Annotated in this window: 11 protein-coding genes and 1 riboswitch; of the genes, 7 read left to right on the forward strand and 4 right to left on the reverse strand. The window is 41.3% G+C overall.

Features of this window, described 5'->3' with window-relative positions:
* Positions 1-34: 34 nt before the first annotated feature.
* The 7 genes from C6347_RS13735 to C6347_RS13765 all read left to right on the forward strand — a co-directional run bounded on the left by C6347_RS13735 (position 35) and on the right by C6347_RS13765 (position 10,094).
* Positions 35-1,258: a glycosyltransferase family 2 protein gene (locus tag C6347_RS13735; protein WP_374955738.1), complete on the forward strand. Its 1,224-nt coding sequence runs from the start codon at positions 35-37 to the stop codon at positions 1,256-1,258.
* A 4-nt stretch (positions 1,259-1,262) separates the two neighbouring features.
* Positions 1,263-3,353 (forward strand): cellulose biosynthesis cyclic di-GMP-binding regulatory protein BcsB, encoded by a 2,091-nt coding sequence (locus C6347_RS13740; protein WP_106071748.1) that lies wholly within the window; start codon positions 1,263-1,265, stop codon positions 3,351-3,353.
* A 66-nt stretch (positions 3,354-3,419) separates the two neighbouring features.
* Positions 3,420-3,564, forward strand: a riboswitch (cyclic di-AMP (ydaO/yuaA leader).
* A gap of 112 nt (positions 3,565-3,676) precedes the next feature.
* Positions 3,677-5,503: an APC family permease gene (locus C6347_RS13745; RefSeq protein WP_034663998.1), complete on the forward strand. Its 1,827-nt coding sequence runs from the start codon at positions 3,677-3,679 to the stop codon at positions 5,501-5,503.
* A 70-nt stretch (positions 5,504-5,573) separates the two neighbouring features.
* Positions 5,574-7,295 carry a pyruvate oxidase gene (locus tag C6347_RS13750; protein WP_106071749.1) on the forward strand — a complete coding sequence of 574 codons (1,722 nt, stop codon included), beginning with the start codon at positions 5,574-5,576 and terminating at the stop codon, positions 7,293-7,295.
* Between the two features lie 195 nt (positions 7,296-7,490).
* The gene (locus C6347_RS13755) at positions 7,491-9,086 is read left to right on the forward strand and encodes a ribonuclease YeeF family protein (protein WP_106071750.1); all 1,596 of its coding nucleotides are present in this window, start codon (positions 7,491-7,493) and stop codon (positions 9,084-9,086) included.
* Positions 9,087-9,100: 14 nt separating this feature from the next.
* Positions 9,101-9,610: a hypothetical protein gene (locus tag C6347_RS13760; protein WP_060595579.1), complete on the forward strand. Its 510-nt coding sequence runs from the start codon at positions 9,101-9,103 to the stop codon at positions 9,608-9,610.
* Between the two features lie 259 nt (positions 9,611-9,869).
* The gene (locus C6347_RS13765) at positions 9,870-10,094 is read left to right on the forward strand and encodes a hypothetical protein (protein WP_003214145.1); all 225 of its coding nucleotides are present in this window, start codon (positions 9,870-9,872) and stop codon (positions 10,092-10,094) included.
* A gap of 39 nt (positions 10,095-10,133) precedes the next feature.
* On the opposite strand, the gene C6347_RS13770 is transcribed toward C6347_RS13765, so the two are convergent.
* The 4 genes from C6347_RS13770 to C6347_RS13785 all read right to left on the reverse strand — a co-directional run bounded on the left by C6347_RS13770 (position 10,134) and on the right by C6347_RS13785 (position 12,897).
* Positions 10,134-10,397 carry a hypothetical protein gene (locus C6347_RS13770; RefSeq protein ID WP_034663988.1) on the reverse strand — a complete coding sequence of 88 codons (264 nt, stop codon included), beginning with the start codon at positions 10,395-10,397 and terminating at the stop codon, positions 10,134-10,136.
* A gap of 98 nt (positions 10,398-10,495) precedes the next feature.
* Positions 10,496-11,065 carry a GNAT family N-acetyltransferase gene (locus C6347_RS13775; protein ID WP_034663987.1) on the reverse strand — a complete coding sequence of 190 codons (570 nt, stop codon included), beginning with the start codon at positions 11,063-11,065 and terminating at the stop codon, positions 10,496-10,498.
* Between the two features lie 70 nt (positions 11,066-11,135).
* On the reverse strand, positions 11,136-12,413 hold the full coding sequence (locus C6347_RS13780) for an Nramp family divalent metal transporter (protein ID WP_106037117.1): 1,278 nt from the start codon (positions 12,411-12,413) through the stop codon (positions 11,136-11,138).
* Between the two features lie 223 nt (positions 12,414-12,636).
* Positions 12,637-12,897, reverse strand: coding sequence for a GlsB/YeaQ/YmgE family stress response membrane protein (locus C6347_RS13785; protein WP_034663984.1), 261 nt, complete (start codon positions 12,895-12,897; stop codon positions 12,637-12,639).
* Between the last annotated feature and the right edge of the window lie 49 nt (positions 12,898-12,946).

Raw genomic sequence — 12,946 nt, forward strand, 5'->3', positions numbered from 1 at the left:
CTTATTTTATCTTTCATTACTACTGATTTGGACTATGCTCCTATACCACATGTTTCTCATGCAGGGCGGCTTTCAGCATTACCTCACCTATGAAAAAGTGCTGCCTAAATGGTCAAAACAAGGGAAAGAGCTGCCAACCGTCAGTATCCTGATTCCTGCTCATAATGAAGAAATTGTCATTCGGCAGACGTTAAAAGCGATGGTCCAGCTATCTTATCCTAAACACCTCCTTGAAATCATTGTGATTAATGACAATTCCTCTGATCGCACAGGAGATATTGTGCAATCATTCAGTGAGCAATATGATCATGTCCATATGATTGAAACGAAGCCGCCATTTGCAGGGAAGGGAAAATCTACTGCACTGAATGAAGGATTGAAGGCTTCGACAGGAGAAGTGATTTGCGTATACGATGCAGATAACATGCCGGAACAAAAGGCTGTCTATCATTTGGTTCTTGGGTTATTGAATGATCCAAAAGCAGGCGCCGTTGTCGGGAAATTCAGAGTGATCAATGCAGCCCAAAATTTGCTGACCAAATTTATTAATATTGAGACCATCTGCTTCCAATGGATGGCGCAGGGCGGGAGATGGAAGTGGTTTGGGATTGCGACAATACCAGGCACCAACTTCGCTATCCGCAGGCACATTTTAGAAGAACTCGGCGGCTGGGATGTTCAAGCTTTGGCCGAGGACACCGAATTAACGATCCGTGTGTATAACCTTGGATATGTGATTCGATTTTTCCCAGCTGCGATCACATGGGAACAAGAGCCTGAGACATGGAAGGTCTGGTGGCGGCAAAGAACGCGCTGGGCTAGAGGTAATCAATATGTTGTACTCAAATTTTTAAGACAGTTTATGAAGCTGAAACGAAAACGAATGATTTTCGATTTGTTTTATTTCTTCTTTACGTATTTCTTATTTTTCTTCGGTGTTCTGCTCTCAAATGGCATCTTTATTGTGAACCTATTTGTTGACCTTCACTTATCTGTAGGGGCTGTCGCACTGATCCTGTGGGGATTAGCCTTCTTCCTCTTTCTAACAGAAGTGATGATTACATTAAGTATTGAGAAAACAGAGCTCACCAAACAAAACATTCTCATTGTGGTCCTCATGTACTTCACCTATTCTCAAGTATGGATTGCGCTTGTCGTGTACTCCTTATGTGTAGAGGTGAAGAGCCGATTATTGAAACAAGAAGTGAAATGGTACAAAACGGAGCGTTACGATCAACAACAAAAGAAAAGCGGGTGACAAATTGAAATCGGTCAAATGGATGATTTTTATATTAGCGCTATCCCTTGCCATTCAGCCTTTTTTCATGGCAAGTCAAGCAATGGCGCAATCCAATCGAGTACAAGTGAAAGACGATTGGGTTCGCTCATCAAAAGGAAGTCAAACAGAAACGCAGCATCTATCAGAAGATGTGGTGACCTTGTATGGACAAGAAGACCGCACTGAATTTTCCTATCAAATGGAGAAAGGAAAAGTAGAGTCTAGCACTCTTACATTAAATATAGAGGCTTCACCATTACTCATTTTGCCATCGTCTTTCACAGTGATGATCGATGGAGAGATTGAAAAGACAATCCCTGTATCAGGGAAAAACCAAAAAAAATCGATTCAAATCAAATTGAACAAAGCGCAATTGAAAAAAGGATCTCATCAAATTCAGCTCGCATTTTATGGTGTGTTAAAAGAAGGTGTGTGTATCAACCAAGAGACACCTGCCAATTGGCTGAAAGTATATCCTGAAAGTGAGCTGGCGTTCAAAGGAGCTCAAACGAAAGACGTGACGTTAGACAGCTTCCCTTCACCTTTTATTCCATCAGGTGAGCAGAAAGAACAAACAGATATTGTGATTCCAAATACACCGGAAGCGGCTGAATTAGAAGCGGCTATGAAAATCTATCGTACGTTGAAAAACAAAGACCGTCTAGCAGACCTCAAACTCGTTCAAGAAAAGGACCTCAAGCAAATTGCGCATCCAACCATTGCTGTGGGAGCAAAAGGAAGCTGGAAAGGACGTATGAAATCGATCGAGCAAGCTGCGGGCATTAAAACAGAAAGCAATCAACTTACGTTAGCGGTGAGAACCCTGACAGCAAAGAAAAAAGAACAGCCCATTTTATTTGTCTCTGCTGAACAGCCAAGGACAATTGCTGAAAAAATCAATGTCCTGACTCAACCAGAACTGACGGGTCAGCTCACTGGTACCGACTTGCTGCTGCAAAAGGTGACAGCTAATGCTTCTAAGCCATCGCATCATATTCGTTTAATAGATTTTGGCGGAGATGATGTCACAGTTGGAACCAAAAAGACGGCATCTGATCACTACTATTATCCGAAAGCATTAATCGCTCAACAAAAATCAGGTGCAAAACTAAATCTATCATTTAAAAAATCGGATCCAGCGAACAAAGCGGAACGTCTAACAGTGATGATCAATAACGAACCGCACGACATACCGTTAACAAAACTAGGAAACAAAGATGAGAATGGATTCTATCATGTGTCCATTCCAGTAGACTCGCAAGTACTTCAAAAGAACGAGTATGTGGACTTGCAATTTGTCACAACGGGTTTTAAAAGCATGGAATCGTGCAGACATACGGATGAAGAAGGCTGGATTTACATTGACAAGAACAGCTCTCTTCAAATACCAGAAGGAACAAATAGTGATACACCGGATTTAGCCGCATGGCCGCTTCCTTACACTTCAAAAACGCAGCAAGGAAACACATTGATCATTATGCCAGATCAAATCAATCAAGCAACGATCAATCAAATGGCGATGCTGACAGAATCATTTAGTCAGCCGGAAGCTGCTCAATATCATTTGATCGAAGCATCGAATGTGACAAATGAACAATTGAAAAATAACTCTCTCATTTTTATCGGGGGCATCCAGACATTCTCTCTTTTAAAAGAAAAAGCAGACGATCTCATCGTTCCGGCGAAAAAGGGTCAATATGATGTATCCTCATTTGGCATGATCAACGAAACAACAGCTCGTATTGTATGGACGCAGCCATCTGTATGGAATAAAGAACAAACCATGACCGTTTTTGCAGGAATGATGGCAGCTGACGCTGATGTATCAAATGAAGTGATACGTTTCCTTCAAACAAATACGGAGACCGCAACAGTTGCAATAGAAAGCAAGAACAAAGATATGTTTTCTAACAATCAAACAGTCAGCAATGCAAAAAATGATCTTAAAAAAGGTGAAAAGCAAGGCGGCGGTGAGTCTTGGATTTACTTTGCCTGTATCGCTGTACTGATCATTTTTGTCGCTTTGATGATTGTTTATTTCGTACGAAAAAACCGCAAAAAGACTGATGAATAAACGGTCAAAAGACCTCGAAAAAATCTCTTTACTTTGGTGTCAAACGGGAGTATGATCTCTTTTATAAAAGACCAATCGCTGAATCATTTCGATGAGCGGGGGAACCAATTGTGGTGCAAGGCACCACGTGGGGTGAATCCTTTTTAGGTAGGGCAAAGTCTCATGCGCCCGAATCCGTCAGCTAACCTCGTAAGCGTTAAAGAGAGCAAAGACCAACCTGTGATCTAAAGAATAGGCACAGGGGCATTCTATTGCCTCTGTGTCTTTTTGGCGATCCATCTTTTGCAACTTAAATCGTTTGACACTAAAGGAGCGGGCATCACATGTACAGTTTGATGAAGCGTATTTTAATTGGTAAACCATTAAAATCACAAGCAGCAGGAGAACAAAAACTATCAAAAATCAAAGCGTTGGCATTATTGTCATCAGACGCATTGTCATCAGTTGCATACGGTACAGAACAAATTTTAATTGTTCTTTCCGTGGTTAGTGCAGCAGCATTTTGGTACTCACTCCCGATTGCAGGTTGCGTATTAATTCTTTTAATGGCGTTAATTCTATCTTACCGCCAGATCATTTATGCTTATCCAGAAGGCGGAGGGGCATATGTCGTCTCTAGCAGAAACTTAGGTGAAAAACCAGGATTGATCGCTGGAGGATCATTGCTTGTAGACTATATTTTGACTGTAGCAGTAAGTATATCAGCAGGTACTGATGCCATCACATCGGCTTTTCCAGCACTATATCCATATCATGTCTTGATCTCAATTGTATTGGTCATCGTAATTATGGTGCTCAACCTTCGTGGATTGACAGAATCGGCATCTATTTTGGCTTATCCTGTCTACTTGTTTGTATTTTCACTCCTTATATTAATTGGAGTCGGCGGATTTAAATTGTTAACAGGCGGCGTACCGCCAGCACCTGAGCATGCAGCGGTAGGCACACACGTACAAGGCATTACATTATTTCTGTTATTAAAAGCTTTTTCATCTGGCTGTTCTGCTCTGACTGGAGTAGAAGCCATTTCAAATACCATTCCATCCTTTAAAAAACCGGCTGCTCAAAATGCAGCAAGAACATTATTGATGATGGGTGGATTACTAGCCGTTTTATTTGTGGGAGTCACATTGCTTGCGTTTGGTTTTGGCATCTCGCCAAAGCCAGAAGAAACGGTTGTATCACAAATTGCATCAGACACTTTTGGACGTACGTTTTTCTATTACGTGATTCAGGCTGTCACAGCGCTAATCTTAATATTAGCGGCAAATACCGGCTTTTCAGCCTTTCCATTATTGGCTGTCAATTTAGCAAAGGATAAATATATGCCGCGTATGTTTACTGTAAGAGGAGACCGGCTTGGTTACTCCAATGGCATTATCTTTTTAGGCGTAGCCTCTATGCTGCTCATCTGGTTGTTTGATGGGAAAACAGAACACCTCATCCCGCTATATGCTGTCGGTGTGTTCATTCCATTTACCCTGTCGCAGACCGGCATGTGTGTGAAGTGGATTCGAGAAAAACCGCAGGGCTGGAAAACGAAAATGCCAATCAATATCGTCGGAGCACTGATTTCTTTTACAGTTTTCATGATACTCATTTTGACCAAGTTCCATCTCGTATGGCCAGTATTCGTTTTCATGCCTATTGTTCTATTTATCTTTCATTCCATTAAAAAGCATTACCTGTCTGTTGGAGAACAACTGCGTTTATTGAATGAAACAGAGCCTGTTGAGATTAAAGGGAATGTGGTCATCGTACCGATAGCAGGTGTAACACGTGTCGTCGAACAATCTGTCCAATATGCAAGGTCTTTGTCAGATCAAGTCATAGCGGTTCATGTATCCTTTGATAAAGAAAAGGATAAGAAAATTGAAGAGGATTGGGAAAAACTAAACAGCGGTGTACGGCTTGTGATGCTGCATTCTTCCTATCGAAGCCTCATTCACCCGCTTGATAAATTTCTTGAAACCATTGAGGCAAAAGCAAATGCACATCAATATAAAGTGATGGTGCTCGTGCCTCAATTTATCCCGAAAAAAAGATGGCACACCATTTTGCATAATCAATCTGCCTTTTTATTAAGATTCCGCCTATTATGGAAGCGTGATATTGTGGTGGCGACCCTTCCATATCATTTTAAAAAGTAGCAAAAGCAAGTTGAAACGTTTGATCAAAAGGATGCGGTGGTATGGAGTAAGAAAAAAGGAGTTTTCTCACATGCCGCAAAGAACCGCAGGAAAAGAAGTAACAGCGCTACTGGAAGAGTGGGGCGTGAAACATATTTATGGAATGCCCGGCGACAGCATAAACGAATTGATTGAAGAACTTAGGCATGAATCAAGCCAAATACAATTTATACAAACGAGACATGAAGAAGTGGCAGCACTTTCAGCGGCGGCTGATGCCAAACTAACAGGTAAACTCGGTGTCTGCTTATCAATCGCTGGACCGGGTGCTGTCCACTTATTAAATGGACTATATGATGCAAAAGCAGATGGTGCACCAGTTTTAGCAATTGCAGGGCAGGTTGCTTCAGCCGAAGTAGGCAGAGACGCATTCCAAGAAATCAAATTAGAGCGGATGTTTGACGATGTCGCTGTCTTTAATCAGCAGGTACAGACAGCAGAAGCGCTGCCTGACTTATTGAATCAAGCCATCAAAGCAGCTTATACCCATAAAGGTGTGGCAGTTCTCACCGTATCGGATGACTTATTTTCTCAAAAAATTAAGCGTAAACCCGTTTATACATCTCCTCTTTATGTGGAGGGAGAAGTACGGCCAAAGAAAGATCAACTGCTAAAGGCAGCTCAGCTGATTAACAATGCGAAGAAGCCTGTCATCTTAGCAGGTAAAGGATTAAGACATGCAAAAGAAGAGCTTCTTTCATTTGCAGAAAAGGCAGCTGCTCCTATCGTCATCACACTCCCTGCAAAAGGGGTTGTGCCAGACAGGCATCCATACTTTTTAGGTAACCTAGGTCAAATTGGAACGAAGCCGGCATATGAAGCGATGGAAGAATGTGATCTCTTAATTATGCTTGGAACCTCCTTTCCATATAGAGACTACTTACCAGAGGACACGCCAGCCATTCAACTGGATATTAAACCAGATCAAATCGGTAAAAGATATCCGGTAGATGTGGGAATCGTGAGCGACAGCAAGAGTGGTTTACATGAACTGACTTCCTACATTGAATATAAAGAGCAGCGTGGTTTTCTTGAAGCTTGTACAGAGCATATGATGAAGTGGCGAGAAGAAATGGATAAGGAAAAATCCGTTGCTACTTCACCGATTAAACCACAGCAAGTCATTGCTAGACTAGAAGAAGCAGTCGAAGAAGACGCCATTCTTTCAGTTGATGTTGGTAATGTGACGGTCTGGATGGCGCGTCATTTTGAAATGAAACAGCAGGATTTCATTATCTCCAGCTGGCTTGCCACAATGGGCTGTGGTTTACCTGGTGCGATTTCGGCTAAGTTAAATGAACCGAACCGACAAGCCATTGCTGTCTGTGGTGATGGAGGCTTCACAATGGTCATGCAAGACTTTGTGACAGCTGTAAAATATAAGCTGCCGATCGTTGTCGTGATTTTAAACAACAACAATTTAGGAATGATTGAATATGAGCAACAGGTAAAAGGAAACATGAATTATGGTATAGAGCTGGAGGATATTGATTTTGCTAAGTTTGCAGAAGCATGTGGCGGCAAAGGAATCTCCGTGTCATCACATGAAGAACTAGCTCCAGCCTTTGATACAGCCCTTCAATCGGATAAACCAGTCATTATTGATGTCACTGTCGCCAATGAACCCCCGTTACCTGGAAAAATCACGTACACCCAAGCAGCAGGCTTCAGTAAATATTTATTGAAAAAATTCTTTGAAAAAGGTGAGCTGGATATCCCTCCACTCAAGAAAAGCCTCAAACGCTTTTTCTAAACACAAGGTAGTCGGTCTTCTGAAAAGAAGGCTGACTTTTTTTTGTGATGATTAGGGAAATCATTTCAATTGTCACTTGCCTTCATCTCTATTAAAATATTTGGAAATTAATTTTGTAACTTAAAGCCTATTTTTCCAATTCGATGAGAAAGGTAAAATAGACTTTATGATCAATAATGGAGGGAGTGACTTCTTCTGGGCAAGATACTTGATGCAAAAGCACTAACAAGTGCCACGGACACAAGGGCAAAACACTACCAGGAACTCCGCGAACAAATGGTAGATTTAAAAAAAGCATTACAAGGTGTTTCTAATCTCGGTGACGACTTCACTGGGAAAGGTGCCGATAACATTAAAAGCTTCTACAAAGAGCTCGCTGGAAATGTAGACATGTTTATCAGCTTCATTGATAAGCAAAAGGCCTTTCATGAAGGTGTTTCTGGGACACTCGATGATACAAACTTTGGCGGCGATACCTTCGTAGAAGAACACTTTTTAGACAACGCAGTACATATGGGCATCAAAAACGCCAAAAGCATTGTAAAGGATCAAAAAAAGGCACTTAAAACCATTTTTCAGGACATTGATGACCTCATTTCTCTAGAGGTATTTGACAGCAAAACCTTTGATGAAAAAATTGCAAATGCAGAAGATGAACGAAAAAAGACAGTAAAAGACCTAAGAGAGCTTGATCAAAATTTAAAAGATGAATATGCTTTGTCAGAGACGGAGCAGCAGGCTACATTGGCATTGTACGCAGAAATGATGAATGCCACAAATGACGGAAAAGCGATTTCGCCTATGAATTTTGACAAGAAAGCGTATCAAAATAGCGAAATCTACAAGGCAAAAAGCGATATTGAGAAGCAAACTTCTGAATATCTCAAAATCAAAAAAGAACAAGAAGAAGCTAGAGAAATCGCAAAGGAACAAGAAGCACTCGCCAACCGCCCTTGGTATGAAAAAGCACTTGATTATGGTGGAAATATCGTGAATGAACTGACTGGAGTAAACGATGCAAAACGCGCCGCAACGGGCGTTGACCCGATCACAGGCGAAGAACTTACCGCAGGACAGCGCGTCGCCGCAGGCGGCATGGCAGCAGCGGGTTATATCCCAATCGTCGGCTGGGCAGGTCGCATTTTCAAAGGCGGAAAAGCTGTTTATAAAACAACTCAAGCCACCTCGGCCGCAGTCAGAGCAGTCGATATTTACAAGACATCGCAAAAGTCTTTTGACGCCTTAAAAACATCGCAAAAAGGCTTATACGGCCTCACCGCCACCAACGGATTCAGCGAAGCAATTACAGGTAGAGACATGTTTGGGAATAAGGTCTCGAAAGAACAGCAGGAAGCGAGCATGAACGCAGCGCTTGGAATGCTTTTGCCGTTTGGGGCGAAAGGGTTTCATGGGAAGATGGGGGTTAAAAGTACTGCTAAAAATGTAGATAATGGTACAGTGTGGAGGAATATAAAAGTTACTCAACCACTTTATGAAGGTACAAAAATCCCAAAATCTTTTGAATTAGCAACAGTTGATGGACAGTTCTGGGTGCACCCTAATGGAACAAAACATATGGTTGAGTATATAACTAGAGATGCAACTACACATGGTATGCCGATAAATAGTCAAACTTTATTGTCGAGTTTCCAAAGCTCTGTTAACAATGCTGCTAAGCAAGGAATTAAATATGAAGAAATTATGAAGGTAGGTAATTGGGAATTAATATTTAGTAAACCCCGGGGAGACGGATTACTACCAGTAATAAAGCATGCTGTGTATATGCCTTAAAAGGAGAAATGATGATGTTAAAAGTAATAGATTATAAAGACAGTCAACCTATAAACATTGAATATGATCTTTATACACCGATTAATATAGAATTTGGTAGTTGGAATATATCAAAAGAGCCAACGATATATTGGAGAACTGGAGATTTCAAGAAATCTTTAATTGAAATAGGTTTAGGGAAATATACAGGTAATATTCGTTCAATTACACTAACGTTAAGTGAAAATGTACACAAAATGGAAAGTTTGAAATTAGATATGGAAGATATAAATATGGTTAAAGGTGTACCGAGTTTTCAGATAGAAGAATCTAATGATAATACCTATATAGACGAAAAAGGTAAATTAGACGTATATATAGGGAAGGATAGGGTATTAATTTCATTCTCAGAAAATGATGCAGTGTCTATTTTACAAAATGATACAGTAGGATTTGTTTTGGATAAAGAAGAAGTAGTTTGTGGTATTCTCATAAGTGGTATGTTAGAACATGAAAAGAAAACATTAGAAGATGCATTGAATTAGAGTGTTATGAAATACAAAAACCTTAATGGCTAAATGTCTTTAAAGGTTTTTTGTGTTTATCGGAGTTTAGAAAATGATTCGATAGTGATGAATAGGGTGAAGGAACTTTGATTTATTAAAAGAATCTTTGGAATAAACGTCACATACAAAACTAATGGTTTATATTATTTCAAAAGATCAAATGAATTATCAGTTAAAAAAGCTTAAAATGAGAAGAAATCAAGTAGAAATCATTACAAATTGAAAAGGAGAAAAAACCATGCTATGGATCCTCACACAAAACCAGCAAACTCTGATTCATGTCCAAGAAGTCTCAGTAAGCGGCAAAAAAATTGAAGGGATGATCTTGGGAAGTACTTCTTGGGCAAAGATGCTCGGCAAGTATGACTCAAATGATCGCGCAGCCGAGATTCTTCAAGACATGATGAAGACGATTGAAGAACATCCAAATGCCACGATGACATACCGAATGCCACTTCAATAAAAAAGAAACCACCTTTCATCGCGAAAAGGTGGTTTTTGTTTAGGATGGTGTTTTTCCAAAGGCTAAGAATAAAGGGATGCCTGTGCCGACAAGGGTTGTGGCAAATAGGAACATACCGCAAATAAATAGAAAATGGCTGGCTGAAAAGACGAGTGCCAGAATGAGAAAAACGATGCTGAGTCCTACCATGCTATAGGATGGGACAAAGCGGCGTTTGTAGGTGGCTTTCTTTGTTAGGAATGAGAAGAAAATACCAAATACCAAAGGGACAATCCATAAGTAAAATAAAATAATAAGAGACATACATCATACCTCGATTTTTCCTTCTATTTTATCAGATGCCGATCACAACGGATACTACAAAGCTTCACTTTGTAAAATAATTCATGCAATCGACACAATTAAGTAGGCTGATTCATCGAATACGTTTTTTGTTTCATATATTCAGGCTGTAAAAGGGCGTACACACAATGATCGGTAAAGCGATTGCCCAGCCATTCACATTGCCTTAATATTCCCTCAAGCGAAAAGGATAATCTCTCTGCAATGCGTCTGCTTTTCTGATTGTCGACAGCAGCCCTAATCTCAATACGGTGCAGTCCGCACTCTTCAAATAAATAGCGAATGACCGCTTGGCAGGCTTTTGTCATGATGCCTTTTCCTTGATAGCCTTCTCCGAGCCAATAGCCGATTGAAACGGTCCTATTGATCCAATGAATTTGATGGGTGCCAATGATGCCGACGAGTTCTCCATGTGACCAGATGCCCGCTTGAAAACCGTTGTTCTGCATCGCTTGCTGCATGGCGCCTTGGATAAACGCCATACTGTCTTCCTCTGTCTGCGTTGAATCCACCCAAAGCATCCATTCACGTAAATGCTCTCTCGACCGCTGAATGAGCAAATACAGACTTCTTGCGTCTCTTGGCTCAAGCAGCCGCATGGATATCTCTTGATCCTGATAAACAAACATGAACCCACATCCTCTCAGGGGAATTCTACCATAACCAAATGGAAAGAAAAAGACAGCTCAACACTGTCTTTTACATAAACGTATCTACAATTAAGAAAAGATTAAGTGCTACAACAAGAGCTGCTATCACCCAAGATATTCCTGTCACCCAGCGGGCATTCGTTAATTCGCCCATAATTCGCTTTTTACTTGTAAATAAAATGAGCGGAATTAAAGCAAAGGCAATACCAAAGGATAAGACGACCTGACTCATCACAAGCGCGGAGGTCGGGTTCACCCCAGATGCAATGATCGCAATAGGGGGAATGATGGTAATCAGCCGGCGGACATATAGCGGGATTCGGTATTGAATAAAGCCCTGCATAATGATATCGCCTGACAGTGTACCAACAGAAGAGCTGGATAGTCCGGCTACAAGCAGACCTACACCAAATAAGATGGCTGATACAGGCCCTGCGAGTGTATCAAAATGCTGAAACGCAACATCCAGATCTTCAACAAAGAGACCATTTTTATAAAATAAAGCGGCTGCCACAATCAACATGCTGGCATTGATGGCCCCGGCGACTATCATCGCAATGAGGATATCTAAAAACTCAAAGCGGAAAATCTGCTTTTTCTCCTTTTCCGTTCTGCCGACGACTCTTCTTTGGGTTAAAGCTGAATGTAAGTAGATTGCGTGAGGCATCACAGTGGCGCCTAAAATTCCAGCTGCAAGCAGCACGCTGTCTGCGCCATCAAATTTTGGAATGAACAGTCCGCCAGCGACACTTGCGATATCTGGTTTGGCGACAAAGGTTTGCACAGCGAAAGCGATCACGACAACGAACAGCATGCCTGTAATACCTGCTTCTAATGCTCGATAGCCTCGTCTTTGCAGCTCTAATATCGCAAATGAACCGATAGCGGCGATAATAGATGCTTCAAGCAGAGGGATTCGAAAAAGCAAGTATAAACCAAGTGCCGCCCCGATAAACTCAGCTAAATCCGTGGCAATAATGACGAGCTCTCCCTGAATCCATAAACCGATTGAAACGGGTTTTGGAAACTCTTCACGTGCGATTTCAGGTAAGTTTTTACCTGTCGCGATTCCAAGCTTTGCGGATAAGGACTGGATGAGCAAAGCCATGAGATTTGATATGAGAATGACCCATAAAAGGAGATATCCGTATTTGGAGCCAGCCGCAATGTTGGTGGCGAAATTTCCTGGATCAATATATGCAATGGCTGCGATAAAAGCAGGGCCGAGAAAAGGAAGGAGCCTTCTAAATCCTTTGACCTTTCCTTCAAGTGCACGCTCAGCTGCCGCTGACATGTGTGCCTGTGCCTCGATGTATTTGTTTGTCATATGTCATCACCTAGATTCTACAAAAGTTTTGCTTTGGCACAAAAAGTTTCCTTGATGCAATTTTTAATCATCATATGCCCATCTTCATGAAAAGTCAACTATCTGAACTAATAGGTTTGTTTATCATATGTAAGTGAAAAAATAGATACCTTGTCAATCCATCACATAAAAAACACCGCCTCTTAGACGGTGTCCCTACTGCTTCCTCTGTTATTCGTTTTTTTTAAGATACCCTTGATCCCACACTACGGAAGATCAGGCTTAAGATAATGACAAAGATCGCTGCTCCTAAGATTGCTGGAAAGATCGCAAAGCCTGCCAGACTAGGACCCCACGTTCCAAGTAATCCATGACCAATCCAAGCACCTGCAAGCCCGGCAATCATTGAACCGATCCATCCTCCTGGTACACTACCTCCAGCGAGTGCACTGCCAATAAGGCCGATGACAATCGCCACAACTAATGAAATCAGAAATCCTAACATGTTGATCACTCCTCTTTTTGTTTGTGTATTAAGCAATAACCGTTTTGAA

It is taken from the genome of Bacillus sp. NMTD17, assembly GCF_002998735.1.
Taxonomy (GTDB): domain Bacteria; phylum Bacillota; class Bacilli; order Bacillales; family Bacillaceae; genus Bacillus.